This window comes from Proteus hauseri, assembly GCF_040139125.1.
In the GTDB taxonomy this organism is placed as follows: domain Bacteria; phylum Pseudomonadota; class Gammaproteobacteria; order Enterobacterales; family Enterobacteriaceae; genus Proteus; species Proteus hauseri_B.
Genome location: NZ_JBEEUB010000011.1, coordinates 128,980 through 155,076, shown reverse-complemented (window position 1 = coordinate 155,076; position 26,097 = coordinate 128,980). Strand labels below are relative to the sequence as shown.

The 26,097-nt window shown below is 38.5% G+C and carries 24 protein-coding genes, 1 tRNA gene and 1 rRNA gene; 24 read left to right on the top strand and 2 right to left on the bottom strand.

What is annotated here, in order from left to right; translation table 11 throughout:
- The 6 genes from rrf to ABN099_RS16720 all read left to right on the top strand — a co-directional run.
- A 5S ribosomal RNA gene (rrf, locus tag ABN099_RS16745) occupies window positions 1–89 on the top strand; the annotation flags it as partial.
- 51 nt (window positions 90–140) lie between these two features.
- A tRNA-Asp gene (locus tag ABN099_RS16740) sits at window positions 141–217 on the top strand.
- 214 nt (window positions 218–431) lie between these two features.
- Window positions 432–1,217 carry an endonuclease/exonuclease/phosphatase family protein gene (locus tag ABN099_RS16735; protein ID WP_349465431.1) on the top strand — a complete coding sequence of 262 codons (786 nt, stop codon included), beginning with the start codon at window positions 432–434 and terminating at the stop codon, window positions 1,215–1,217.
- Window positions 1,218–1,401: 184 nt separating this feature from the next.
- Window positions 1,402–2,595: an NAD(P)/FAD-dependent oxidoreductase gene (locus ABN099_RS16730; RefSeq protein WP_349465429.1), complete on the top strand. Its 1,194-nt coding sequence runs from the start codon at window positions 1,402–1,404 to the stop codon at window positions 2,593–2,595.
- 10 nt (window positions 2,596–2,605) lie between these two features.
- Window positions 2,606–3,007 (top strand): hypothetical protein, encoded by a 402-nt coding sequence (locus ABN099_RS16725; RefSeq protein WP_349465427.1) that lies wholly within the window; start codon window positions 2,606–2,608, stop codon window positions 3,005–3,007.
- 16 nt (window positions 3,008–3,023) lie between these two features.
- Complete coding sequence (locus ABN099_RS16720) at window positions 3,024–4,199, top strand: methionine gamma-lyase (protein ID WP_349465425.1); 1,176 nt, start codon at window positions 3,024–3,026, stop codon at window positions 4,197–4,199.
- Window positions 4,200–4,279: 80 nt separating this feature from the next.
- Here the strand turns inward: ABN099_RS16720 and ABN099_RS16715 are convergent, their stop codons facing one another.
- Window positions 4,280–5,647: an amino acid permease gene (locus tag ABN099_RS16715; protein WP_349465423.1), complete on the bottom strand. Its 1,368-nt coding sequence runs from the start codon at window positions 5,645–5,647 to the stop codon at window positions 4,280–4,282.
- Window positions 5,648–5,812: 165 nt separating this feature from the next.
- Here ABN099_RS16715 and queE point away from each other — a divergent pair, with 165 nt between their 5' ends.
- Window positions 5,813–6,484: a 7-carboxy-7-deazaguanine synthase QueE gene (gene queE, locus ABN099_RS16710; RefSeq protein ID WP_349465421.1), complete on the top strand. Its 672-nt coding sequence runs from the start codon at window positions 5,813–5,815 to the stop codon at window positions 6,482–6,484.
- Between the two features lie 90 nt (window positions 6,485–6,574).
- On the opposite strand, the gene queD is transcribed toward queE, so the two are convergent.
- The gene (gene queD, locus ABN099_RS16705; protein WP_349465419.1) at window positions 6,575–6,940 is read right to left on the bottom strand and encodes a 6-carboxytetrahydropterin synthase QueD; all 366 of its coding nucleotides are present in this window, start codon (window positions 6,938–6,940) and stop codon (window positions 6,575–6,577) included.
- A gap of 305 nt (window positions 6,941–7,245) precedes the next feature.
- Between queD and cysJ the strand changes: the two genes are divergently transcribed.
- The 17 genes from cysJ (at window position 7,246) to ABN099_RS16620 (ending at window position 26,005) form a co-directional block, all read left to right on the top strand.
- The gene (cysJ, locus tag ABN099_RS16700) at window positions 7,246–9,063 is read left to right on the top strand and encodes an NADPH-dependent assimilatory sulfite reductase flavoprotein subunit (protein ID WP_349465417.1); all 1,818 of its coding nucleotides are present in this window, start codon (window positions 7,246–7,248) and stop codon (window positions 9,061–9,063) included.
- On the top strand, window positions 9,064–10,794 hold the full coding sequence (gene cysI, locus ABN099_RS16695; RefSeq protein ID WP_349465415.1) for an assimilatory sulfite reductase (NADPH) hemoprotein subunit: 1,731 nt from the start codon (window positions 9,064–9,066) through the stop codon (window positions 10,792–10,794).
- Window positions 10,791–11,522, top strand: a complete 732-nt coding sequence (locus ABN099_RS16690) for a phosphoadenylyl-sulfate reductase (protein WP_349465413.1) — start codon at window positions 10,791–10,793, stop codon at window positions 11,520–11,522. Before cysI ends, ABN099_RS16690 begins: the two co-directional genes overlap by 4 nt.
- 205 nt (window positions 11,523–11,727) lie before the next feature.
- On the top strand, window positions 11,728–13,155 hold the full coding sequence (gene cysG / locus ABN099_RS16685; RefSeq protein WP_349465411.1) for a siroheme synthase CysG: 1,428 nt from the start codon (window positions 11,728–11,730) through the stop codon (window positions 13,153–13,155).
- Window positions 13,156–13,169: 14 nt separating this feature from the next.
- The gene (cysD, locus tag ABN099_RS16680) at window positions 13,170–14,078 is read left to right on the top strand and encodes a sulfate adenylyltransferase subunit CysD (protein ID WP_349465409.1); all 909 of its coding nucleotides are present in this window, start codon (window positions 13,170–13,172) and stop codon (window positions 14,076–14,078) included.
- A gap of 11 nt (window positions 14,079–14,089) precedes the next feature.
- Entirely contained in the window at window positions 14,090–15,541 is a 1,452-nt protein-coding gene (gene cysN / locus ABN099_RS16675) for a sulfate adenylyltransferase subunit CysN (protein WP_349465407.1), read from the top strand.
- Window positions 15,542–16,156: an adenylyl-sulfate kinase gene (gene cysC / locus ABN099_RS16670; protein ID WP_349465405.1), complete on the top strand. Its 615-nt coding sequence runs from the start codon at window positions 15,542–15,544 to the stop codon at window positions 16,154–16,156.
- Between the two features lie 354 nt (window positions 16,157–16,510).
- The gene (gene ftsB, locus ABN099_RS16665; RefSeq protein WP_349465403.1) at window positions 16,511–16,801 is read left to right on the top strand and encodes a cell division protein FtsB; all 291 of its coding nucleotides are present in this window, start codon (window positions 16,511–16,513) and stop codon (window positions 16,799–16,801) included.
- Between the two features lie 39 nt (window positions 16,802–16,840).
- Window positions 16,841–17,587, top strand: coding sequence for a 2-C-methyl-D-erythritol 4-phosphate cytidylyltransferase (gene ispD, locus ABN099_RS16660; protein ID WP_349465401.1), 747 nt, complete (start codon window positions 16,841–16,843; stop codon window positions 17,585–17,587).
- Window position 17,588: 1 nt separating this feature from the next.
- On the top strand, window positions 17,589–18,074 hold the full coding sequence (gene ispF / locus ABN099_RS16655; protein ID WP_349465399.1) for a 2-C-methyl-D-erythritol 2,4-cyclodiphosphate synthase: 486 nt from the start codon (window positions 17,589–17,591) through the stop codon (window positions 18,072–18,074).
- Complete coding sequence (truD, locus tag ABN099_RS16650) at window positions 18,071–19,123, top strand: tRNA pseudouridine(13) synthase TruD (protein WP_349465397.1); 1,053 nt, start codon at window positions 18,071–18,073, stop codon at window positions 19,121–19,123. Before ispF ends, truD begins: the two co-directional genes overlap by 4 nt.
- The gene (surE, locus tag ABN099_RS16645) at window positions 19,101–19,865 is read left to right on the top strand and encodes a 5'/3'-nucleotidase SurE (protein ID WP_349465395.1); all 765 of its coding nucleotides are present in this window, start codon (window positions 19,101–19,103) and stop codon (window positions 19,863–19,865) included. The genes truD and surE overlap by 23 nt, the downstream gene beginning before the upstream one ends.
- Window positions 19,859–20,485: a protein-L-isoaspartate(D-aspartate) O-methyltransferase gene (locus tag ABN099_RS16640; protein ID WP_349465393.1), complete on the top strand. Its 627-nt coding sequence runs from the start codon at window positions 19,859–19,861 to the stop codon at window positions 20,483–20,485. Before surE ends, ABN099_RS16640 begins: the two co-directional genes overlap by 7 nt.
- A gap of 152 nt (window positions 20,486–20,637) precedes the next feature.
- Complete coding sequence (gene nlpD / locus ABN099_RS16635) at window positions 20,638–21,744, top strand: murein hydrolase activator NlpD (protein WP_349465391.1); 1,107 nt, start codon at window positions 20,638–20,640, stop codon at window positions 21,742–21,744.
- Between the two features lie 688 nt (window positions 21,745–22,432).
- Window positions 22,433–23,416, top strand: coding sequence for an RNA polymerase sigma factor RpoS (gene rpoS / locus ABN099_RS16630; protein ID WP_349465389.1), 984 nt, complete (start codon window positions 22,433–22,435; stop codon window positions 23,414–23,416).
- 172 nt (window positions 23,417–23,588) lie between these two features.
- Window positions 23,589–24,848, top strand: coding sequence for a hypothetical protein (locus ABN099_RS16625; RefSeq protein WP_349465387.1), 1,260 nt, complete (start codon window positions 23,589–23,591; stop codon window positions 24,846–24,848).
- The gene (locus ABN099_RS16620) at window positions 24,845–26,005 is read left to right on the top strand and encodes a hypothetical protein (protein WP_349465386.1); all 1,161 of its coding nucleotides are present in this window, start codon (window positions 24,845–24,847) and stop codon (window positions 26,003–26,005) included. The genes ABN099_RS16625 and ABN099_RS16620 overlap by 4 nt, the downstream gene beginning before the upstream one ends.
- Window positions 26,006–26,097 lie beyond the last annotated feature (92 nt).

Here is a 26,097-nt window from a genome sequence, read left to right as displayed (position 1 = left end):
CCTGATCCCATGCCGAACTCAGAAGTGAAACGTTGTAGCGCCGATGGTAGTGTGGGGTCTCCCCATGTGAGAGTAGGGAACTGCCAGGCATTAAATATCGCCTTAATGTTATATAAGACATTAAAGCAAAAAGAATACGCGGAGCGGTAGTTCAGTTGGTTAGAATACCTGCCTGTCACGCAGGGGGTCGCGGGTTCGAGTCCCGTCCGTTCCGCCAACATTAAGAAACCTAAGTCTAACGACTTAGGTTTTTTTTTGCTTAAATTTTATAGAAATTAGCTTAGTAAAAACAATAATTTGTAAAATGACGGTTTTTTACAAAAATAGTTAAGCTTGTTGACGATAATATCCCTTAAAAGGGTGAGGGTGTTGGTGAGCTTTGGTATACTAAAGAAGTAGCAAGAAGTCCTATTGGTTATCTGAGGTTGCTAATGGCGAAAAAACCGACTTATTCAGTGCGCTTTGTAGCTGGTCAACCCGTAGAAAGGATTGAGCCAAGCCCTCCTTTAAACGAAAAAAGTGACTTTTTACCCATTGGAATGCCGCTTTACACTGAAGGTTATCTTAAAATTGCTGTTTGGAATATCTATAAACAGCAGCGTCTTAATTGGCGTAATATGTTAGAGGTTTTATCAACCGATACCCAACTTCTTTTACTGCAAGAGGCACAAACAACACCTGAATTAGTGCGTTTTGCTGGATCCCATCATTTAATTGCAGACCAAGTCCCCGCTTTAGCTTTTCAGCAACATCCTGCTGGTGTAATGACATTATCAAGCTCTCATCCTATCTACTGTTGTCCCTTAAGAGAAAAAGAACCTTTTTTACGATTGGCTAAATCGGCATTAATCACCGTATATCCGCTTATTACGGGTGATCATTTAATGGTGATAAATGTACATGCTATTAACTTTAGTTTTGGTGTAGATGTTTACCAACGCCAATTAGGTAATTTAGCTATTCATATTATTCATCATAAGGGACCGATTATTCTTGCTGGAGATTTTAATGCGTGGAGTCGTCCTCGAGTAAATATATTGAAGCGTTTTGCCAGAACATTAAGACTCAAAGAAGTGACTTTTGCAGAAGATTTACGTACTAAGGCTTTTGGTAAACCATTGGATTATATTTTTTATCGAGGATTATTATTAGATAAAGCTGAGGTTTTAATTACGAATGCATCTGATCATAACCCTTTAGTTGCGACATTTTATTAGCGGGTTATGATAACTATAGTTAATATTAAACTTACAATACTTAATTTCTAAATAATTATATTAATTATTTACTATAAATATCATTATATTCTTAGTTTACCTACCAATTTAATCTATTTGTTATATTAAAACTATTTACTATACTTTTTTTGTCTATCTAATATCACTAGATATAGGAAATAAAATGGCAACAAAAAATATAGTTATTATTGGCGGAGGTACCGGTGGTACTATTCTTGCTAATATTTTATCGAAAAAATTAAATAACGAAATATTTTCGAATAAAATTAGAATAATACTCATCTCTGACAACCCTAACCATTATTACAAACCTGCTTTTATGTATATTGCATTCAATCTTTTTTTAAAAGAAGAATTAATGCGATCTGAAAGAAGTTTATTAAGACCAGAAATAGAATTTGTCATCGATAGGGCTGAAAGCTTCGATTTTAATAATAAAACGATCTACTGCGAATCGAAGAAAAAATATAATTATGACTTTCTGATTTTAGCAACGGGATGTGTCCCTAGCCCTGATAGAATTGAAGGATTAAGAGAAGCTGGAAATCATTTTTATCAATATGAAGCGGCTAGAAATCTTGCTGATAAACTCGCTAAAATTGAGAAAGGACGTATATTTGTTACGGTGAGCTTTCCTGAAACACCCAATGTTCCTCATCAATGTGGTATTGCTCCAATGGAAACGACATTGATGCTTGATGAATTATTACGTCAACGTCGAGTCCGAAATAATATTGAAATTGTTTATACCTACCCTACTGTTTCTCAACTATTAAGAAATTGCCTCTTTATGCAGAAAGAGGTGTGTGAAGTACTTCCAGCTGTATTTTCAGAACGTGATATTAAAGCAAAACGTGGCTTTACATTAAGTCATGTTGATCCTGATAAAAAAATTGCTTATTCAAAAGAAGGTGAAGCTGAACCTTTTGATATTTTGATGAGCACGCCGCCTATTACTGCGGTAGAAGCTATTCGTAATACAGGATTAAGCGAACATAATAACGGTGAAGGCTGGCTACCTACTGATCCTGAAACATTGCAAGTTTATGGGCTTAATCAAGTGTATGTTATTGGCGATACGGTTGATTTACCTATCAGTAAAGCAGGGGGAAGCTGTCATAACCAAGCAGGTGTGATTGCTAATAATATTTGTGGAGAGCTTCGTTATGGTTATCCGGCTGCAATTTACGATGGTCGAGTACAAGCGGTAGCTCAAATGGGATTATCAGCGGGTATGCCACTACAGTACGACTATAAACACGATGTAATACCAACACCCCCAACTAAATTAGGTGGACTATTACGTAATAGTTATAACCGAGGATTATATTGGGCAACAGTTAGAGGTCTATTATAGGGGAATAATAATGAGCGAAAATAATTTAAGCCCGGAAGATATTCAACTGTTATCTAATGAAGATAAATTACATCTTCAACATTTACTCGAAAAAGCTAGACCATTATTAGCATTAAAACGCTTTGACAATATTGTTGATTTATTATCACTAATTTCAGACTCAATTGATATTATCGATAATGCAACAGTAGAAAAACTTTCCGTTGCTTTTGAAGAGACCATGATCCCTGTTTGGGAATTAAGTACCGCTTTTAATATGGCAAAGAAAGAGTCTGTTTATCAAGATAAAAAATATACTTTAAGCTCAACTTTCTCATTATTAAAAAATCCTGACACCTTAAAAGGTTTAACTATTGTACTCAGAACACTTCAGATTATTGGGGAAAACAACCAACGAGCTGAAAGTGAATAAAAATTTGGAAAATATAATGAATAATAAGCGCTTTAATACCAATGCGGTTCATCATGGATATTTTTCATTAGAGAATCAAGGGGCATTAGTGCCCCCTATATATCAAACAGCGACTTTTGCTTTTCCAACAGCTGAATATGGAGCCGCTTGTTTTGCAGGAGAAGAGAACGGACATTTTTATACTCGAATATCCAATCCGACATTAGATTTATTAGAAAAACGATTAGCTCAATTAGAGCAAGGTGATGCATCTGTCGTATTCTCTTCAGGTATGGGCGCAATCACCTCAACATGCTGGTCATTACTGCAACCTGGTGATGAATTGATTGCTGATATGACTATTTATGGTTGTACTTTCACTTTTTTTAATCAAGGACTTGCTAAATTTGGTGTGAAAATAAAGCATGTTGATTTAACTGATCCTGAAAAACTAAAAGCGGCAATTACAGAAAAAACTAAGTTAATTTTTTTTGAAACACCTGCAAATCCTAATATGCGAGTGAGTGACATCGCTAAAATATCTGAAATTGCGCATCAACATCATATTTTAGTGATGGTTGATAGCACCTATTGTTCTCCTTATTTACAAAATCCATTAACGTTAGGTGCCGATATTGTTGTGCATTCCATGACAAAATATTTATCAGGTCATGGCGATGTGATGGCTGGTGCCATTATTACCACTCATGAATTGGCAAATAAAATACGTATTGAAGGTTTAAAAGACATGACAGGTGCTTGTTTATCACCTCATGATGCATCTTTAATACTGCGAGGAATAAAAACACTGAGTATTAGGATGGAGAGAATTTGTCAAAATGCACAGCAGATTGCTCAATTTCTTGAAGATAACCCTAAGGTAGAAATTATCCATTACCCAGGACTTCCTTCTTTCCCTCAATATCAACTTGCTAAGAAACAGATGCGCTTAGCTGGCGGCATGATAACCATTGAATTAAAAGGTGGAATTAAAGCAGGTAGAGAGTTCCTTAACCGCTTAGCGCTCTTTACTCGCGCAGTTAGCTTAGGGGATTGTGAATCTCTTGCTCAACATCCTGCTACTATGACGCATGCGACTTATAGTGTAGAAGAGCGTCAAAGGCATGGCATTAGTGATGGTTTAATTCGATTATCGATAGGTCTTGAAGATGTTGAAGATTTAATTGACGATCTAAAACAAGCTTTGGCATAACTACTGTTTTAATGCAAAACAAAAGGCTGTGAATGTTTCACAGCCTTTAAAATTTATTACTTATAGCAGATAGATACTAATTATTTCTGAGCCATTCTTGGTTTAATACCAACATAATAACCGACAGTTAAAATAGCAACCCAGACTAAACCTACCACTAATGCCATTCTAGTTGATTCAAAATACCCTAAAATAGCAATAACAAATGCCATAAAGACAATAGTTAAAGCAGGGGCAACTGGCCACAATGGTACTGGGAATTTGAGCGTTTTTACTTCTTCTGCACTCATTTGACGGCGCATAGCAACTTGAGAAAGTAAAATCATCAGCCAAACCCAAACTGTTGCAAATGTTGCAATAGAGGCAATAAGCACGAAAATTTGCTCAGGAATGAGATAGTTAAGTACCACGCCTAGCAATAACACGACAGACATCACCAGAACGGTCATCCATGGCACACCATTACGAGTGAGTTTCATAAATGATTTTGGTGCTTGCCCTTCTTGTGCCATACCATACATCATGCGTCCAGCACCAAATATATCACTGTTAATCGCTGAAATAGCGGCAGTTATAACCACAAGGTTAAGAATATTCGCTGCTGAGTTAATCCCTAAGTTTGAGAAAATTTGCACAAATGGACTACCGTTATGCCCAATTTGTTGCCAAGGGAAAATACACATCAGAATAAAAATAGTCAGTACATAGAATAACAAGATACGAAATGGTACTGCATTTATCGCTTTAGGAATGGTTTTTTCAGGATCTTTTGCTTCACTCGCGGTAATACCAATTACTTCAATACCACCAAAAGCAAACATCACAATGGCGAGTGAGGCAATAACCCCCTCTATGCCATTAGGCATAAAACCACCAAACTCCCATAAATTAGAGATGCCAATTGGATGTTCAGTTTGTTGACCAAAGCCGTACATCATAATGACAACACCACCAATAATCATCGCAATAATTGCAGTGACTTTAATAATAGAGAGCCAAAACTCCATTTCGCCAAATATTTTCACATGACAAAGGTTTAGAGCACCAATAAAACAGACTATCCCCAATACCCATATCCACTGATCTACATCAGGAAACCAAAGCTTCATATAAAAGCCAAATGCGGTTACGTCTGCAAGACAGACGATAAGCATTTCAAAAACATAGTTCCAACCGGTTAAAAAACCCGCTAATGGTCCCATGTAATGGCTTGCATATTGTGAAAATGAACCTGCAACAGGGTGATGAACTGCCATCTCTCCTAATGCACGCATAACCATAAAAACGGCTGCACCACCAATAAGGTAGGCGAGTAATACCGCAGGACCTGCCTTTTCGATTGCAGCCGCAGAACCATAAAACAACCCTGTACCAATTGCAGAGCCTAGCGCCATGAAACGGATGTGCCGCCCTGACAGACCTCGTGAAAGCTGATTTTCTTTTTGCATCTAAAATATTCCCATCTCTGTCCAACCGAGCAAATCGGCTCTTTTTTCAGTGTCTTCTCGCACGTTAGCTATTCAAAACAAACCATGTACCTTATCATAAAGCCTCTTACGGTGAGATAGTTATCTGTAATAATCATCAGCATTCATTGGATATCAGAGTTTCTTATGCAATACCCCATAAACGAAATGTTTCAAACGTTACAAGGTGAAGGTGTTTTTACTGGCGTTCCTGCTCTTTTTGTTCGGCTACAGGGATGCCCTGTTGGTTGTAGTTGGTGTGATACCAAACATACATGGGAAAAAGAAGATGAAAAAAAAGTCCCTCTTGGTGATATTCCAATTAAAACGCAAGAAAGTGATGCTTGGGGAAATGCGACAGTAGATGAAATATTAGCGCTCTTTCAACAACAAGGTTATAGCGCAAAACATGTCGTGATTACAGGTGGGGAGCCTTGTCTCTATGATTTACGACCTTTAACTGAAGGCTTAGAACATGCTGGATTTAATTGCCAAATTGAAACTAGCGGTACTCACGAGGTTTTATGTAGTGAGAAAACATGGGTTACACTCTCACCTAAAATAGGTATGCGAGGTGGTTTTTCTGTTTTAGCTGATGCGATAAATCGTGCTAATGAAATCAAACACCCTGTTGGGCGTGAAAAAGATATTGATGCACTAGATGCATTACTGACGTTGAGAACCTTACAACCAGCACCTATTGTGGCTTTACAGCCTATTAGTTGTAAGGATGCAGCAACTAAACTATGCATCGAAACCTGTATTGCCCGTAATTGGCGCTTCTCAATGCAAACGCATAAATATTTAAATATTGCATAGCCATATTGTTAAATATGCCTGCCAAAAAAAATCAGCCAATAAAAGGCTGATTTTTCTTTTAGGTGATAGCTGTTTAATAGTAAAACAGGTTTACTCACCGCGATAAATACATCCTGCCGTGCAAGTCTCTTTAACCATCGTTGCTGATAACAGTGGTAGTACGGGTTTGACTTGTTGCCAAATCCATTTTGCCAATACTTCGCTGGTCGGATTTTCTAATCCTTCAATGTCATTAAGATAGTAGTGATCTAGGCTATCAAGAGTAGGTTTAAATGCCGCTTTAACGTCGGCAAAATCAATCAGCCAACCTGATTGTGCATCAACCTCACCTGTTAGTTCTAATCTAACCAAAAATGAGTGCCCATGAAGACGTCCACATTTATGTCCTTTCGGAACGTTAGGCAAGTGGTGTGCGGCTTCAAACTGAAAATCTTTAAAGATGGTGGTAATCATCAAAACTCTCTTGACTTAATGAGTGAAAAAAAACAGATAAAACTAACGCTATTAGTGTAGCCGATTTACGGTATCACGCCTAATTGCCTTAATCTTGGTGACCTATTATTTTCCTTTCTGCTTAGTATTTTTATCGATAAAGGAAATCTATAAATGAATTTAGTATTTAAGGTTATTAGATAGAGCCAACGGGTCTTTAATTCATCTTCTGGTAGTGAGATACCCTTTCATCATCAGAATAAATATCAAAAACAATAAAGCATGATACCGCACTATAAAAAGTGCCTCGCTTTTTTAAGGCAGGATAAATGAGCAATCAACCCCCATTTTTATCAATGCTCCCGTTAACACCTGAGCAATTGAACCAATTGCAAGATGTGACCAAAGATTTAGCCCCCGCACAGATTGCATGGCTTTCAGGCTATTTTTGGGGACAGATTAATCAACAGACGAGTACTGCCTCCGTTACTGCTGAACTCACTCCCCATTCAGTGCCTGAAGTAGAAACGATCACATTAATATCTGCTTCTCAAACCGGAAATGCTCGTCGTCTTGCTGAACAATTACGCGATAATTTAGTTGCCAACAAATTGAATGTGGATCTGCTTTCAGCAAGTGAATATAAATTTAAGCAGATCCATAAAGCCACAACCTTAATTATTATTGCCTCAACACAAGGCGAAGGTGAGCCACCAGAAGAAGCTATCGCTTTTTATAAATACTTAAAGTCTAAGAAAGCGGCGCAGATGAAAGAAACATCTTTTGCAGTATTGAGTTTAGGAGATTCTTCTTATGAACAGTTTTGCCAAGCAGGTAAAGATTTTGATGAGCGCATCGCTCAATTAGGTGCAACTCGGTTATTACCAAGAGTCGATGCGGATGTTGAGTATCAAGATATCGCCAACGAGTGGATAACAGCGTTAACCGAAGTATTAAAAGCCCGCGTACCAACGCAAAGTACACAGGTGTTACAACAGACGCAATCAGGCACAACAGATACGGTTGAAGCCTCTATTTACCATCGCGATGCGCCTTTTACCGCAACACTATTAACCAACCAAAAAATTACAGGTCGAAACTCTGATAAAGATATTCGTCATATTGAAATCAGCCTTGAAGGCTCTGATTTACAGTATCAACCCGGTGATGCACTGGGTGTTTGGTTTGATAACGCCACTGAAAAAGTCGATGAATTAATTGCACTACTGTGGTTAAAAGGCGATGAACCTGTCACCGTAAAATCTCACACAGTCACTTTAAAAGAAGCGTTATTGCATCATTGTGAATTAACGCAAAACAGCGCACCGATTGTAAAAGCGTATGCTCAATTAACTCGCCATGAGGATTTATTATCGCTGATAGCAGATAAAGCCCAACTTCAGCAATATGCTGAAAAAAATCCTATTAATGAAATGGTACGTCAATATTGCGCTCAGCCTACAGCTCAAGACTTTATTGATATTTTACGACCAATAACTCCTCGACTTTATTCTATCGCCTCATCTCAACAAGAAGTTGAAGACGAAGTACATCTTACATTAGGTGTTGTTCGTTATGCGGTAAATGGGCGTACTTATGCTGGTGGCGCTTCAGGTTTTCTTGCTGATCGTGTTGAAGAAGGCTCTGCCATTAATATTTTTATCGAAAAAAATGATCACTTCCGTTTACCTAGTAACTCCAATGCGCCAGTGATAATGATTGGTCCTGGAACAGGGATTGCTCCGTTTAGATCTTTTATGCAGCAGCGTGAGAGCGAAGGTGCAACCGGTAAAAACTGGCTATTTTTTGGTAATCCTCATTTTGTAGAAGATTTTCTCTATCAAGTCGAATGGCAACGTTACGTCAAAAGCGGCTTACTAACACATATCGATTTAGCATGGTCACGCGATCAAGCCGATAAAATTTATGTCCAAGATAAATTACGTGAACGTGGTGATGAAGTTTGGCAATGGTTACAGCAAGGGGCTTATCTCTATGTTTGTGGTGATGCATCACGTATGGCGAAAGATGTTGAACAAGCGCTATTAGAGATTGTGATAAAGCATGGCAATAAAGATATTGATGAAGCAGATGAATACTTAAGTGAGCTACGTCTAGAACGGCGATATCAGAGGGATGTCTATTAAATGAAACCACATACTCAAACACCCTTGATTGTTGAAGGGAAACTGGCTGATAGCGAACGCATGAAAAAAGAGAGTCATTTTCTGCGAGGCACTATTACAGAAGACTTACAAAATGGCTTAACCGGTGGTTTTGAAGGCGATAACTTTTTATTAATTCGCTTTCATGGCATGTATCAACAAGATGATAGAGATATCAGAGCAGAGCGTGCCGAACAGATGCTAGAACCTCGTCATGCCATGATGTTACGTTGCCGTTTACCCGGTGGCATCATTACCTCAAAACAGTGGCTAAAGATTGATAAGTTTGCGACAGAAAACACGCTATATGGCAGCATTCGCATCACCAACCGACAAACTTTTCAATTTCATGGCATTTTAAAAGGTGATGTAAAACTCGCACATCAAATGTTAGCTTCCACTGGCTTAGACTCTTTGGCAACCGCTAACGATGTAAATCGCAATGTGTTATGTACTTCTAATCCAGTGCAATCTTCTTTGCATCAAGAGGCGTATGAGTGGGCGAAAAAAATATCAGAACATCTTTTACCTCGAACCCATGCTTATGCTGAGATTTGGCTAGATAAAGAAAAAGTTGCCACTACCGATGAAGAACCTATTTTAGGTGAAACCTATCTGCCACGAAAATTTAAAACCTCAGTGGTTATTCCTCCTCATAATGATGTCGATCTTCATGCGAATGATATGAATTTTATCGCTATTGCTGAAAATGGGCATTTGATAGGTTTTAATGTACTGGTAGGCGGTGGATTAGCCATGACTCATGGCGATAAAAATACCTTTCCGCGTTTGGCGAGTGAATTTGGTTATATCCCTATAGATAAAACGCTGGCAATTGCACAAGCTATTGTGACCACTCAACGAGATTGGGGAAATCGCACTGAGCGCAAAAATGCCAAAACCAAATACACATTAGAACGTGTTGGTATTGATACCTTTAAACAAGAAGTAGAGCGTCGTGCAGGTATCTCTTTTGAGGCAATTAGACCTTATGAGTTTACTCATCGAGGTGATCAAATTGGTTGGCTAAAAGGGGTTGATGATAAATGGCACCTTACTTTATTTATTGAAAATGGGCGATTAATTGATAATCAGCAAGCGCCATTAAAAACAGGCGTGGCGGAAATTGCCAAAATCCATCATGGTGATTTCCGTTTAACAGCAAATCAAAACTTAATTGTGGCGGGTGTAGCTGAGAGTGAAAAAAACAAAATTGAAGCTATTGCGCGTCAATATGGCTTGATTAGCGATAGCGTAACGCCATTACGCCAACACGCTATGGCATGTGTCTCATTTCCTACCTGTCCACTTGCAATGGCAGAAGCCGAACGCTTTTTACCTGCATTTACTGACACGCTTGATGGTTTAATGGCAAAACATAACATAAGTGAAGAACATATCGTGGTGCGCGTTACGGGTTGCCCTAATGGCTGTGGTCGAGCGATGCTGGCAGAAGTTGGTCTAGTAGGAAAAGCACCCGATCGTTACAATCTACATTTAGGTGGAAACCGCATTGGCACTCGTATTCCAAGAATGTATCGCGAAAATATAACCTCAATAGAGATTATAGAAATACTCGATTCTCTGATTGGTAAATGGGCGGCTTACCGAAATTCAAATGAAGGTTTTGGCGATTTTTTAATTCGTACCGATGTTATTAAACCCGTCGTTAATTCTGCTATTGATTTCTATGAGTTGCAGGAGGCTGTATGAGCTTATTGTCACTTTCTCAGTTGATACAATTACCTCTTGATGAACAGCGATTAGCATTAAGTGAAATCAATCAACAACTAGAGCAGCAAAGTGCCATAGAGCGTGTTACTTGGGCTTTAGCGCATTTACCTCAAGAGTGGGTACTTAGCTCTAGTTTTGGTATTCAAGCGGCAGTCTGTTTACATCTGATTACTCGGCAATATCCTGATATTCCGGTGATATTGACAGATACAGGCTATCTTTTCCCTGAAACTTACCAGTTTATTGATGCATTAACGCAAGATTTGCAACTAAACCTTAAGGTTTATCGAGCTGAAATATCTTCATCTTGGCAAGAAGCGCGCTATGGCAAGCTTTGGCAGCAAGGTATTGAGGGCATTGAACGTTATAACCAAATTAACAAAGTTGAGCCAATGGAGAGTGCATTAACTGAATTAAATGCTCAAACTTGGTTTGCGGGATTAAGACGTCAGCAATCAAAAAGCCGAGAACATTTACCTGTGCTCTCTATTGCTAAAGGTATTTTTAAACTATTACCCATAGTTGATTGGGATAATAAACAGATTTATCAGTACCTTAAAGAAAGTAACTTACCTTATCATCCTCTATGGGAACAAGGTTATCTCTCTGTTGGAGATACGCACACAACCCGTAAATGGGAAGTGGGAATGAGCGAAGAAGAGACTCGTTTTTTTGGTTTAAAACGTGAGTGCGGATTGCACGAATAACGTAATAATTGAACATTAAAATTATTCGGGTAATAGAGAAATCTATTACTCTATTTGTCGTTTATTTTTAATTAAATTTTTGATAAATAAGAATTTTTGCTTATTCCTTTCTGTTCCATCTCATAGCTTTTTGTCATTTCATAAGCTTAATTTCTCCTTCTATAGTCGTTACTCATAAATTGAACAAGTAAATGAGAATACGCGTATGGATTACCTACCCTTGTTTGTGGAATTAAAAAATCGCCCAGTACTACTGGTTGGTGGTGGTCATGTCGCTGCGCGTAAAGCACTTCTTTTGTTACGCGCTGGCGCAAAATTAAGAGTAATAGCCCCCCAATTATGTGATGAGTTGCACCAATATCATCAGCAAAAACACATTGAGTGGGTATCCGCTAAATATCAGTCAGAACAACTGCTTGGCATGATGTTAGTGATAGTTGCTACCGATGATAGTGAACTTAATCAACAAGTCTATCTTGATGCTCAAGCACGCCATATTTTTGTCAATGTGGTGGATTCTCAGCCTCAGTGCTCTTTTATTTTTCCTGCAATTATCGACCGCTCACCTATTTTGGTCGCCATTTCCTCTGCGGGTAAAGCGCCAGTATTAGTCAGAATGCTACGTGAAAAACTAGAAGCATTGCTGCCAACATCATTAGGCTCCATGGCAACGATTGCGGGTAAATGGCGCAGTCAAGTAAAGCAGCAGTTACAGACCTTTCAAGCTCGTTGTCGATTTTGGGAACAGGCATTTAGTGGGAAATTTGCTTCTTTAGTTGCCAGTGAGCAATTTGCACAGGCAGAGGCGCAATTAGAACAACAACTTCAACAGCCCCAAAATTATCATCAAGGTGAACTTGCTTTAGTTGGCGCAGGACCTGGAGATGCTGGGTTATTAACATTACGTGGCTTACAAGTTATTCAGCAAGCGGAGGTTGTGCTTTACGACAGCTTAGTAAGCCCTGAAGTATTAGAGTTGGTACGTCGTGATGCTGACACTATTTGTGTAGGAAAAAGAGCGGGTCACCACAGTGTTGCTCAGGAAGAAACGAATGCATTAATGGTGAAACTTGTTCAGCAAGGTAAACGAGTAGTGCGGTTAAAAGGGGGCGATCCCTTTATTTTTGGACGTGGTGGAGAAGAGCTAGAAGTTGCCATAGAACATGGTATTACTTTTCAAGTTGTTCCCGGTATCACCGCGGCAAGCGGTGCGAGTGCTTATGCTGGCATTCCTTTAACCCATCGAAAATATGCTCAAAACGTCACTTTTATGACAGGGCATTGCAAAGCAGATGGCATTGAACCGGATTGGGCGGCTTTAGCGCAAGTTAATCATACTTTAGCGATTTATATGGGAACTACTAATGCACAACTTATTAGCCGACGCCTAATTGAATATGGTCGCTCCCCATTAACACCGATTGCGGTGATTAGCTGTGGAACACGCGCAGATCAACAAGTCTTTACTGGCGACTTAACACAATTAGCAGAATTGGCAGCCAAGGCACCGATGCCTGCACTGCTCATTGTTGGTGAAGTCACTGCGCTTCATCATCAACTGGCTTGGTTTAGTCATAAACAGAGCCAACAAACACGCGCTCCTGTTCGTTCATCTTTGGTTCAGTTTGCCTAAAAAAAGGGGTTGTTATGAATGAAACACAATTAACGCATCTTCAGCAATTAGAAGCCGAAAGTATTCATATTCTTCGTGAAGTTGTCGCTGAATTTGAAAATCCCGTCATGCTCTATTCCATTGGTAAAGATTCATCGGTGATGCTGCATCTTGCTCGTAAAGCTTTTTATCCTGGCAAATTACCTTTCCCTTTATTGCACGTTGATACGGGGTGGAAATTTCGGGAGATGTATCAATTTCGCGATAAAACGGCAAAAGAGTATGGATTTGATTTAAAGGTTTATCGTAATCCACAAGGCGAAGCGTTAGGTATTGATCCCTTTATTCATGGTAGTGCAAAACATACCGACATTATGAAAACAGAAGGATTAAAACAGGCGCTAGATAAGTTTGGTTTTGATGCTGCTTTTGGTGGCGCTCGACGTGATGAAGAAAAGTCACGTGCTAAAGAGCGTATTTACTCTTTTAGAGATAGATCCCATCGCTGGGATCCGAAAAACCAACGTCCTGAATTATGGAAAAACTATAACGGGCAAATTAATAAAGGCGAAAGTATTCGTGTATTCCCGTTATCTAATTGGACTGAGCTGGATATTTGGCAATATATCTATTTAGAAAATATCGATATTGTTCCACTCTATTTCGCCCAAAATCGACCCGTTATTGAACGTGATGGCACGTTAATTATGGTTGATGATGACAGAATTGATCTCAAATCAGGTGAAGTTATCACGCAACAAAAAGTACGTTTCAGAACGCTTGGTTGCTGGCCATTAACGGGAGCCATTCCTTCACAAGCTCAAACGCTTCCAGCCATTATTGAAGAGATGCTGATTTCCACCAGCAGTGAACGACAAGGGCGTCTGATTGATAGTGATCAATCAGCTTCGATGGAACTTAAAAAACGCCAAGGTTATTTCTAATAGGAGGATTTATGGGATTAGCAGCCATCAAAACGAATCAAATTATTGCGGGTGAAATCGCACAGCTCGGTGGTGTAGAAAGCTACTTACAAACACAACAAAATAAAGGATTATTGCGTTTTTTAACCTGTGGTAATGTTGATGATGGTAAAAGTACGTTAATCGGACGCTTACTTCACGATACTCGCCAGATCTACGAAGATCAGCTCTCTACATTGCAGTTGGAGAGTAAAAAGATCGGCACGCAAGGTGAGAAGTTAGATCTAGCATTGCTGGTGGATGGATTAGCCGCAGAACGAGAACAAGGGATCACCATCGATGTGGCTTATCGCTATTTCTCAACAGCAAAACGTAAATTTATTATTGCGGATACGCCAGGGCATGCACAATATACCCGCAATATGGCGACGGGAGCATCAACCAGTACGCTTTCTATTCTGCTGATCGATGCTCGAAAAGGGGTACAAGAGCAAACTCGCCGCCATAGTTTTATCAGCACCCTATTGGGGATCCGCCATTTAATCGTTGCGATTAATAAAATGGATCTGGTGAATTATCAGCAAACCGTTTTTGAGTCGATCCAACAAGAGTATCTTGCGTTTGCCAATCAATTGCCGACCTATCTCACCATTGAATTTGTGCCTATCTCTGCGTTGGATGGTGATAATGTTGTTTCACTGTCACCAACCATGACGTGGTATCAAGGTAAAACACTGCTCTCGTTACTTGAAGATGCTCCCGTTAATTTAGAGGTAACAACACAATCGCTGCGTTTTCCGGTGCAATACGTTAATCGCCCAGATTTAGATTTTCGAGGATACAGCGGCACACTCTCTTCAGGCGGGCTTTATCAAGGACAACAAATCAAAGTATTACCTTCAGGGCAAATATCTACCATCCAACGAATTGTGACTTTTGATGGTGACTTGGTGCAGGCTAAAGCAGGGCAAGCTATTACTCTCGTTTTAGCAGATGAAATAGATATTAGCCGTGGCGATATTATTGTTGATATTAATGAATCAACTATTCAAGTTAGCAATCATGCTTTGGTTGATATTGTGTGGATGGCTGATCAACCGCTGGTACAAGGTCAAACATTTGACATCAAAATTGCGGGTAAAAAAAGTCGAGCTAAAATTGAAAATATTCGCTATCAGGTTGATATTAATAACTTAACTCAGCAAGTTACTGATAATTTAGGACTTAATGCAATTGGCAGTGTTGAAATTTCATTTGAAGAGCCGTTAGCACTTGATAGCTATCAATATAATGCAGATACAGGTGGGCTGATTTTTATTGATAGATTGAGTAACGTTACTGTTGGTGCCGGATTAATCAGAAAAACCCTCGATAATACGCAAGAGACAACACCGCAATACGATACTTTTGAGCTAGAACTTAATCAGCTTATTCGGCGCCATTTTCCTCATTGGGGTGCAAGAGATTTAGTGGGAGGAAAATAGATGACAATACAAAACGATATTGTATGGCATTCTCACTCCATCGAGCGAAAAGATCGTGAAGCAATACAAGCACATCAAGGATGTGTGCTTTGGTTTACAGGATTATCAGGTTCGGGTAAATCCACGCTTGCTAATGCATTAGAGCAAGTGCTTTATCAATATTCTCTTCATCGAAAACCAATTAGAACTTATCTATTAGATGGTGATAATTTACGCCATGGGCTCTGTGCTGATTTAGGTTTTAGCGAAACAGATCGCCATGAGAATATTCGCCGAGTTGGTGAAGTTGCTAAATTAATGGTAGATGCAGGATTAATTGTACTAACAGCATTTATATCGCCTTATCAAAAAGATAGGAAAAAAATTAGAGATGGCTTTAATCAAGGACAATTTATTGAGATTTTTGTCGATACGCCTTTAACTATTTGTGAATCAAGAGATCCAAAAGGGTTGTATCAAAAAGCACGACGTGGCGAACTAAAACAGTTTTCTGGTATCGATTCCCCTTACGAAATCCCCAGTAACCCAGAATTACACCTAGATGGCACGCTTCCCATTTGTGAATTAACTCAACAGATCCTCACTTATTTACAGCAACATCAAATTTATGGTTAATTTTAATCTTAGATAAAATTATCTCTACACCAACATCCCTTTTAAAAGGGGGACGTGTAGAGATGCTACTGTTATTTTTTATAAATTGATTAGTAAACTGAAGATGAAGATCTTTATTAGTACTCTTAATTTAAAATGTCATTGAGACTTTTAAGAACGTGGTAATTGATTTATAAATTAAAACCACAGAAAGCCATCTTAATAAGAAAAAATCAAGCTCGAGTCTGAAAGTTATGGACGTTACTCATGTTTATGCTGGGGAACATACTAATAATAATGTAATATATTCCAGCGCTTTTGTGGCGTCTAAGTTTGAGTTGTGGGATGATTAGCCCATTAATCTTGGGGGTGGTAATGGGGAAATTGACAATTTTACTTCTGGTTTTACTTGGCTGGCTGCAATATTCATTATGGCTAGGTAAAAATGGTATTCATGATCACACCAAAATGAGCCAAGAAGTTGAATCTGCATTAACGCAAAATGCGCAATTAAAAGTGCGTAATGACCGTTTATTTGCAGAGATTGATGACCTCAATGGTGGGCAAGAAGCGTTAGAAGAACGAGCCCGCAGTGAATTAGGTATGATAAAACCTAATGAGACATTTTTCCGTATTGTGAATGATAAATCTCAACCACGTCGTTAATTTATTGAATTAATAGTGTGTCCTGATACAAAAACCATAATGAATATAATAAATCCTAATCTTCCTATTGTTGCCGTGATCCCTGCCGCAGGTATCGGAAGCCGAATGCAAGCAATCTGCCCAAAGCAATATCTTAAAATTGGCGGATTGACTATCCTTGAACATACGATTAATGCTTTATTAAAACATCCCCGTATCTCGCAAATAATTATAGCGATTAGCCCAGAAGACGATTACTTCCATACTTTACCATTAGCTAAAGATAAACGAATAATAGCGGTTAATGGTGGTGGGGAACGTGCAGATTCGGTTCTATCAGGTTTAGTTTATGTTACTGAGCATTTTCCTGAAAATACCTGGGCATTGGTTCATGATGCAGCTAGACCTTGTTTAAGCTTTGGTGATCTTGATAAGTTAATTCAACTTATTGATGATAATTATGCTCACCCGCAATTTTGTGGTGGGATCTTAGCAACACCGGTGCGAGATACCATGAAACGCAGCCACCCTAAAGATAACCATATTCAAAAAACAGTAGAAAGAACAACACTATGGCATGCTTTAACGCCTCAGTTTTTTCCTGCTGCGCTATTAAAGCAAAATCTTGAAAATGCACTTTCACAAAATGCGACAATTACCGATGAAGCTTCAGCTATGGAGTTTGCTGGTTATGAACCTCTATTAGTGAAAGGACGTGCAGATAATATTAAAGTGACTCAACCAGAAGATTTTGCGCTAGCAGAGTTTTTCCTCTCTCGTCAAATTACCAGCATAAGGAACACATAATATGAGAATTGGACACGGTTACGATGTACATAAATTTGGCGGCGAAGGTCCGATTATTATCGGTGGAGTAAGAGTGCCTTATGAACAAGGACTATTAGCGCATTCTGATGGTGATGTGGTACTGCATGCGATTACCGATGCCATTTTAGGTGCTGTGGCGATGGGGGATATTGGTACACTTTTCCCAGATACCGATCCCGCTTTTAAAGGCGCAGATAGCCGTGTGCTTTTACGAGAAGCTTTTTCACGAGTAAAAGCAAAGGGTTATCGTATTGGCAATCTTGATGTCACTATTATTGCTCAAGCGCCTAAAATGTTGCCGCATACGCCTCAAATGCGCGTTAATATTGCGGAAGACTTAACCTGCCATATTGATGATATTAATGTAAAGGCAACCACGACAGAAAAACTAGGGTTTGTTGGTAGAAAAGAAGGTATTGCCTGCGAAGCGGTGGTTTTACTAATTAAAGAGTCATTACCTGAATGAGTGAATTACCAGAACTCCATTGGTTACATGGAAAACCAGACGCAACGGGATTGTTAAAATCAACCCCTGAAGATTTTATTGTGTGTGAAGACCTCGGCTTCTCTCTTGATGGAGAAGGCGAGCATGTCATGGTTAAAATCAGAAAAACAGGCTGTAATACGGCATTTGTTGCTGAAAAATTGGCGAAATTTGTGGGTATTCATCAGCGTGATGCAAGTTATGCGGGTTTAAAAGATCGCCACGCAGTAACAGAACAGTGGTTTTGTTTACGCATGCCGGGCAAAGAGATGCCTGATTTTAGCCAACTGGAGCTGGAAGGGTGTGAAGTATTAGAAACCACGCGTCAGCAACGTAAATTACGTATCGGCACCCTTAAAGGTAACCATTTTACCTTAGTACTACGCCAAATTTCTGATAAAGCCTTTGTTGATTCGCGATTACAACAAATCAAAGAGAAAGGCGTTCCTAATTATTTTGGTGTACAACGATTTGGTCGTAATGGTGAAAATTTACGACAAGCGCAACGCTGGGCAATGAATGAGATCCGCGTTAAAGAGCGTGGTAAACGTAGTTTTTATCTTTCAGCAGCACGCAGTGCGATGTTTAATCATATTGTAAGCAAAAGATTAGAAAGCGATTTATATTCAACCGTTGTACTTGGTGATGCAATGCAACTTCATGGTCGTGGAAGCTGGTTTGTTGCACAAGAAGATGAACTCGCACAGTGCCAAACTCGTTATGAACAGCATGATATTCATATTACAGCACCCATGCCGGGTGATGGTGATTTAGGCACTCAGCACCAAGCTCTGAATTTTGAAACAGAAAACCTGGTTGAATATGACACATTATGGAAATTGGCAAAACAAGAGCGGGTAGACAATACACGACGCGCAATAAATGTGCTGCCAGAAAATATGTCATGGAATTGGCTAGACGACAGCACGGTTTCTTTGGCATTCTTTTTACCCGCAGGAAGCTTTGCAACTAGCGTTGTACGTGAATTAATATCATTAGGGAATGAAGATGCTGAAAATATTGGTGAGTAATGATGATGGTGTCATGGCTAAAGGGATCCAGACCCTAGCTAATGCTTTACGCCAGCGTTATGAGGTTCAAATTGTTGCTCCTGATCGTAATCGTAGTGCCGCATCTAACTCTTTAACGATAGACCGACCACTACGCAAACAAGTGTTAGAAAATGGAGATATCGCCATTATCGATGGTACACCAACTGACTGTGTCTATCTTGGTGTAAACCATTTAGTGCGACCTCGACCTGATATTGTGGTTTCTGGTATCAATCACGGACCTAACTTAGGTGATGATGTTATCTATTCAGGTACTGTTGCAGCGGCAACAGAAGGGCGATTTCTGGGTTTACCTGCAATAGCCGTCTCTTTAGATGGTGAGACCCATTTTGAGACAGCTGCACAAGTGACTTGTGAAGTGTTGGCAATGTTGCAACGTGTACCTTTAAGAGCGGGCAATATTTTAAATATTAATGTGCCAGACATTCCATTAGAAGAGATTAAAGGTTTTCGTATTACACGTTGTGGAAGTCGTCATGCATCTCAACATGTTTATACGCAAAAAGATCCCAAAGGAAACTCGCTTTACTGGATAGGACCTCCAGGTGAAAAAAACGATATTGGTCCTGATACAGATTTTGCTGCCGTTGATGAAGGCTATGTTTCTATCACTCCACTACATGTGGATTTAACGGCTTATAAAGCACAAGAGTTACTACAAAATTGGTTAAATAAAGCAGAGGTCAAAAAAACATGTTAAGTCGGTCAATGAAAGACTTACTGACACTGTTAAAACAACATGGCATCAAGGATGAGAGCCTGTTGGAAGCAATGAGCAAAGTACCAAGAGAGTTATTTATTGATGAAGCACTCTCTCATAAGGCGTATGAAAATACCGCCTTACCTATTGGTAATGGGCAAACTATTTCACAGCCTTATATTGTTGCTAAAATGACAGCATTACTTGAGTTACAATCAAGTGATTCTGTATTGGAAATTGGTACAGGATCGGGTTATCAAACCGCTGTATTAGCAAATTTAGTCCATCATGTTAGCTCAGTTGAGCGTATAAAGTTACTGCAATGGCAAGCTAAACGACGCTTTAAACAGTTGGATTTACATAATATATCGACACGTCATGGTGATGGATGGGAAGGTTGGTCATCAAAAAGCCCATTTAATGCTATTATTGTGACAGCGTGCGCAACAGAAGTGCCACAACAGTTATTGATGCAATTAGCAGAGGGTGGCAGGATGATAATTCCTGTTGGCGATCAACAACAAATACTTAAGTTTATCCGTCGCTTAGGCAATGATTTTCACTATCAATCGATAGAAGCTGTTAGGTTTGTCCCTTTAATTTCGGGTGAGTTAGCATAACTTCCAGATAAATCTGACCGCTTTTTATTACTGATTTTTAACAGCTTGTCGTAATCTGCATTAATAAATGAAACATTTTCAAAAAATTGCAGTCTTTTTGTTTTACTCAACAAATTGCTAGACGCTAATGCCTTTTAAAGGGAGAAGGAAGTATGAATTCAGAAAGCCCAATTAAGCACATCCGCTGGGCAATCATGTGTTCGGTAATCGGATTTGCGTTAACAGGCTGTGCAGATACGCCTTATCGTCCTGCACCTATTACATCGGTGAATAATGAAAATTCATCAAATAGTACGGTTTCAACACCGCCAGTGATGACAACGGGTGGTGCAACACCTATGGAACGAAGCCAACCATTGCAATCGTCTCCTCCTCCTTCAATTCGGGTGGATTCACAAGCTCAAAATAATCCTGTTAGCCAGCCTCGTACTGTATCTACACAAAATGTAAATACCAATGGTACAGGACGTATTGTGTATAACCGTAACTATGAAAATATCCCCAAAGGGAATTACAACGGAAATACCTATACAGTAAAACGTGGTGACACCATGTTCTATATTGCATGGATAACTGACAGTGATGTAAAAGAGCTTGCATCAATGAATAGTATTGCTGAGCCTTATAGCTTAAATGTAGGGCAGGTGCTGAATATTGGTAATCGCCAAGTTAACACAGGAACAAATACGAACGTCAATACTTCTGTGATTAACCACTCAAGCAGTGCTGGTGTTCAAACAGCACAAACCAAACCTGCAAATAACAATACGGCAATGGGTCCGCTTATCACAAAATCGGCGACAACAACGCCACCAAAAACAACGACTGCACCACCTGTAACAACAACGGCTACAGCACCAACCTCAACTCCAGCACCTACAGCGGTAACAGGAAAATGGACATGGCCAGCGCAAGGTAAAATTATTGAAAGTTACTCAAGTGCACCGGGTGGTAATAAAGGTATCGATATTGGCGGGACTCGTGGTGATCCTATTGTTGCAACCGCAGCGGGTAAAGTGGTGTATGCAGGAAGCGCATTACGCGGTTATGGTAACTTAGTTATCATCAAACATAATGATGAATACCTCAGTGCTTATGCACACAACGACACTATTTTAGTTCGCGAACAACAAAGTGTGAATGCGGGTCAACAAATTGCGACAATGGGGAGCACAGGAACCAGCTCTACTAGATTACACTTTGAAATTCGATATAAAGAAAAATCACTTAATCCTATGAGTTATCTACCTAAAAAATAGATAAGTGATTTTACTCGGATAGTGAATAATCCTAAATTGAAGCACTCTTTTACAAAATTAAAAGAGTGCTTTTTTTTATTGATAAAATAATTAATATATTGAAATAAAATAAATTTTAACTAAGTAAATGTGCTTAATTTCTTAGAAGGATAATGCGTTATCTATATAAAATTATAGATAACGTTAAATTAGACGGTTGATTCTCAACCAATGAATGCGTATGCTGAAATTGCTAGATAAGAAAATGAATAAAGATTCGTTGTTATTGAAAGTTAGTCTATAAATTAAGACTTTGTTTATAAAGTTATTTTCTTTATTTGATTATCTTTTTAATAATGATAAATAATATAAACTACTTTATATTATTTTAAAGTTTTGAATTTTTATTTGTCTTTTTTAGATGTAAATAGTCACAAGTTATTCGTTGAATGAAGTAACAATACGTATTATTAGAAATACGTAAAAATATAATAACAAAAAACTGTTAATAGCCTGCACTCAATAGTTAATTAAAATATTTAATTAATAAAGAATAAAATTAACAGTAAAATAGATATGTTAGCTTTTATTTTGTAATTCGTTACAAGGGAAAATCAGTAAACCCGTTGTGTTGTTGCACAACGATAAACTGGTAAATAGACATCAACATGATTGTCGTTTACCTAAATATCAAGGGTAGGAGCAGCTGATGAGCCAAAGTACGCTAAGAGTAAACGAGTTATATGCAGATGATACTGATGAGAACATGGAAGAGTTCGATGAAGTTGCTGCAAAAGAAGCAGAGAATGAGTCTGATGCTCAAGAAGAAATTGAACTCATTGAAGGTGTCAATCAGCGAGCACTCGATGCAACCCAGCTTTATTTAGGAGAAATCGGTTATTCTCCACTGCTGACCGCTGAAGAAGAAGTTTTCTTTGCCCGTAGAGCACTACGTGGTGATATACCTTCAAGACAACGAATGATAGAGAGCAACCTTCGTTTAGTTGTTAAAATTTCTCGCCGTTACACTAATAGAGGCCTTGCCCTGCTTGATCTTATTGAAGAGGGTAATCTTGGACTTATTCGTGCGGTCGAAAAATTTGATCCTGAAAAGGGTTTTCGTTTTTCAACTTATGCGACATGGTGGATACGTCAAACCATTGAACGTGCCATTATGAATCAAACTCGTACCATTCGTCTTCCTATTCATATTGTCAAAGAACTCAACGTTTATTTAAGAACCGCAAGAGAGTTAGCACATAAGCTTGATCATGAGCCTAGTGTTGAAGAGATCGCTCAAACATTAGATAAACCCGTTGATGACGTCAGTAAGATGCTGCGTTTAAATGAACGCATTACTTCTGTTGATACGCCTATTGGCGGAGATTCAGAGAAAGCTTTACTTGATATCATCTCTGATGAAAATGAAGAAGGACCCGAGGCGACAATTCAAAATAATAACCTCAAGGAAAATATCATAAAGTGGTTATTTGAATTGAATCCAAAACAGCGTGAAGTTCTAGCTCGTCGTTTTGGACTGTTAGGTTATGAGGCAGAAACTTTAGAAGATGTTGGCAGAGAGATAGGCCTGACAAGAGAGCGTGTTCGTCAGATCCAAGTTGAAGGATTAAGACGATTAAAAGATATTCTACAAAGTCAGGGGTTATGTATTGAAGCACTTTTCAAAGCGTAGCTTGCAACAGTATTTCTGTTTATAACAGTGTGTTATAACATTATTATCAAGCCGATTAGTGAATTAACTAATCGGCTTTTCTTTATCTATTTGTTGTATTTTGGTAATAAGAAAGATAAAAAGCCGTGTAGTGTTATAACATCGACACCTTATAGGGACCATAAAAGAGAATATGAAAGATTATTTTTTAAACGTCAAATTAGAGCAATGTGATTTTAACCAAGATAAAACATCGCCCAAAGGAATGGTGAGAATAATGGCTTCAGGTAAAGTTTTTTATCTTAATGAAGCGGATTTTGCACATGCTCAAACTTTTCTTACACGTTTAAAATTAGGAGATGAACTAAAAATTTGTGCTGAACTGCTTAACGATGGCAGTTTTTGGGTGCAATGGATTTATCATGCTACTAAAGGGCGACTAGAGCCTGAAAGAACATTTGTACTTACCTCTAAACAGAAAAAATGGTTGTTTATTGCACTTTTTCTTACTGTGGTTGGGTGTGGATGGAGTTATTTCTCGTTAATTTATTTAGCACCTGATTTCTTTATTATTGTCACTATGGTTATCTCATTTGGTGCGGCAATGACTGGTATTTGCTATATCGGTGAGAAAATTTATCGCTATTTTCAACGTATCCGTCCTAAACATAAAAAAAGAATAAAAGCGTTAGATAAAGTGATTGCTAAGCAAGACGTGACTTCCCCTAATAGTGAACAACTGATTATTCCAGAAATAAAACAACGTCCATTGCCTCGTGTTATTGTTGCTAAAAAGCCACTTGCTCAATTTAAGCAAAGTAAAGTGCAACGTGTTCGAGGAACAATAAAACTTCATCATGTTGAACGAATTAAAATACATCACCGCAACGGTGAAAATGTGATTATGCAAATATCCTGTCAGATAGATAAACAACCCTTTATATTAAGTTATAGAGAGCGCCTATTTTTCTCTGATCATAATCTGTTTATTGCTGATGGTGATGAAGTTGAACTGTTTTTTTTGCAAGCAGAAGACCACTATTCTGCTCCTGTTGTTTTAGGTGTTTATAATCATACTGATAACAGCGCTTATTTGATTTCCGGACAAGTATATCTTGGGCATCAGCGTGCTAAACGCTCAGCACTCTTAATTACTGGTTTAATCAGTGCATTTATTTTCTCTCTTTTGGCTATTTTCGAGATTTCAGATGTTTATGAAAAGGGCAATTATTGGGATAAATGGGATTGGCTTTCTATTGGTGATACCTTTTTAGGAATAGGGATTATTTATGGTTCAATTATTACGGGAATTGCATTTTTAACTCTTTTAATTTCAAATCTTTATATAACTTTTTCTGAAAAAGGAAAGGGAAGTTATCAAACCTATTATTTACTGCAACAGCAATGTGTTGAGAGCAAGCAACCGTTTTATATTACGGAGTTAAGTTTATGAATCCTTTTTTCCGTAAGCCTTTTATTATTATCACCAGCTTATTTATTTTAATTATCTTATTGATTTATGGTGTGCTTTTTCATGGTTTTGTCTCTCAATGGCAGTGGCAAAATGAAGACTCATCAGTGTTATCTTCACACCCTTATTCTCGTTATGATTGGCAAGCGGAGTTTAATGCGCCAAATGGTCTATTAATAAAAATAGAATCTGATAATAGTCAATATGAAGTTGATGCTTACGGGCGGCTGTATCGTCAAAGCAATCCTAGAAAACACCGGTTGTATTTTTCTGATAAAGAAGGCGTGCGCTTTATTTCTCAAGCAGAAGGTAGTTTTTATAATGCTTATTGTGTGACTGAAAAATGTCTCTTATTTACAGAACAAGGACGACAAACCATTAATTTAGCTGATTTTAAGTTAAGTGATGTCATTCCTTGGCAAGAAAATAACAGAGGCTATGGTTATCACCGTTTCCCGTTAGCACTAATTGGCGGACAGCTTCTCTTTTCAGAATCAACCTCACAATTAATATTAGCTGATAATAAAACCATCACCGCAAGTTCAGACGAAGGTGAAAGCTGGGAATATGCTATAACCACTGAAGATCTCGTTAAGCAATATTATGCAGAAGATTTTGGTGAGTTTACGCAGTTTCATTATGCAATCTCTGGTGACCTTCTACATATTTTTTATAACCAACACTATACTATTAACACCTTGGCGATCACTCTAAATTTAGTGAACAAAGAGGTGACTCAAACGCGTTGGCTTCCTATACGAGTGATTGATGTGGCACAAAATCAGCAAGGCAATATTTATTTTATTGCTCGCCATGCTTCTCGTGATCTTTATTCTATCTTTCAATATCAAACAAATGGCAATTTAAGAACCATTTATGAAAGTGGTTATAAATATCTACGTGCTTTGAAAGTCAGTAATGACCATTTATTGTTTAATCAAGGTCGTGGCGATGATGAAATAACGCTGACTTTTGATTTTAAAATGAAAGCCTTGATTAATCGTCAGCGGATCAGTGACGATATGATGTTTAACCCTGCCTTATCTCGTTTTATTCGTTTTTTTGATAACTATGGTGATCAAGAGACATTATTGTTATTGGGAGAGCGTTTGAAATATAGTCAATCGCCTATCAATTAAGTCTGTTTTGATTTGAAAGAAACGAATTGAGAACATACAAAAATGGCTCTGTAGTGATGATACAGAGCCATTTTTCATTATAAGTTTAACGC

Bases quoted from the DNA above. Each gene is read 5' to 3' on its own strand.
- ABN099_RS16735 (WP_349465431.1), top strand. From the start codon at position 432: ATGGCGAAAAAACCGACTTATTCAGTGCGCTTTGTAGCTGGTCAACCC.
- ABN099_RS16730 (WP_349465429.1), top strand. From the start codon at position 1,402: ATGGCAACAAAAAATATAGTTATTATTGGCGGAGGTACCGGTGGTACT.
- ABN099_RS16725 (WP_349465427.1), top strand. From the start codon at position 2,606: ATGAGCGAAAATAATTTAAGCCCGGAAGATATTCAACTGTTATCTAAT.
- ABN099_RS16720 (WP_349465425.1), top strand. From the start codon at position 3,024: ATGAATAATAAGCGCTTTAATACCAATGCGGTTCATCATGGATATTTT.
- ABN099_RS16715 (WP_349465423.1), bottom strand. From the start codon at position 5,647: ATGCAAAAAGAAAATCAGCTTTCACGAGGTCTGTCAGGGCGGCACATC.
- queE (WP_349465421.1), top strand. From the start codon at position 5,813: ATGCAATACCCCATAAACGAAATGTTTCAAACGTTACAAGGTGAAGGT.
- cysJ (WP_349465417.1), top strand. From the start codon at position 7,246: ATGAGCAATCAACCCCCATTTTTATCAATGCTCCCGTTAACACCTGAG.
- cysI (WP_349465415.1), top strand. From the start codon at position 9,064: ATGAAACCACATACTCAAACACCCTTGATTGTTGAAGGGAAACTGGCT.
- ABN099_RS16690 (WP_349465413.1), top strand. From the start codon at position 10,791: ATGAGCTTATTGTCACTTTCTCAGTTGATACAATTACCTCTTGATGAA.
- cysG (WP_349465411.1), top strand. From the start codon at position 11,728: ATGGATTACCTACCCTTGTTTGTGGAATTAAAAAATCGCCCAGTACTA.
- cysD (WP_349465409.1), top strand. From the start codon at position 13,170: ATGAATGAAACACAATTAACGCATCTTCAGCAATTAGAAGCCGAAAGT.
- cysN (WP_349465407.1), top strand. From the start codon at position 14,090: ATGGGATTAGCAGCCATCAAAACGAATCAAATTATTGCGGGTGAAATC.
- cysC (WP_349465405.1), top strand. From the start codon at position 15,542: ATGACAATACAAAACGATATTGTATGGCATTCTCACTCCATCGAGCGA.
- ftsB (WP_349465403.1), top strand. From the start codon at position 16,511: ATGGGGAAATTGACAATTTTACTTCTGGTTTTACTTGGCTGGCTGCAA.
- ispD (WP_349465401.1), top strand. From the start codon at position 16,841: ATGAATATAATAAATCCTAATCTTCCTATTGTTGCCGTGATCCCTGCC.
- ispF (WP_349465399.1), top strand. From the start codon at position 17,589: ATGAGAATTGGACACGGTTACGATGTACATAAATTTGGCGGCGAAGGT.
- truD (WP_349465397.1), top strand. From the start codon at position 18,071: ATGAGTGAATTACCAGAACTCCATTGGTTACATGGAAAACCAGACGCA.
- surE (WP_349465395.1), top strand. From the start codon at position 19,101: ATGCTGAAAATATTGGTGAGTAATGATGATGGTGTCATGGCTAAAGGG.
- ABN099_RS16640 (WP_349465393.1), top strand. From the start codon at position 19,859: ATGTTAAGTCGGTCAATGAAAGACTTACTGACACTGTTAAAACAACAT.
- nlpD (WP_349465391.1), top strand. From the start codon at position 20,638: ATGAATTCAGAAAGCCCAATTAAGCACATCCGCTGGGCAATCATGTGT.
- rpoS (WP_349465389.1), top strand. From the start codon at position 22,433: ATGAGCCAAAGTACGCTAAGAGTAAACGAGTTATATGCAGATGATACT.
- ABN099_RS16625 (WP_349465387.1), top strand. From the start codon at position 23,589: ATGAAAGATTATTTTTTAAACGTCAAATTAGAGCAATGTGATTTTAAC.
- ABN099_RS16620 (WP_349465386.1), top strand. From the start codon at position 24,845: ATGAATCCTTTTTTCCGTAAGCCTTTTATTATTATCACCAGCTTATTT.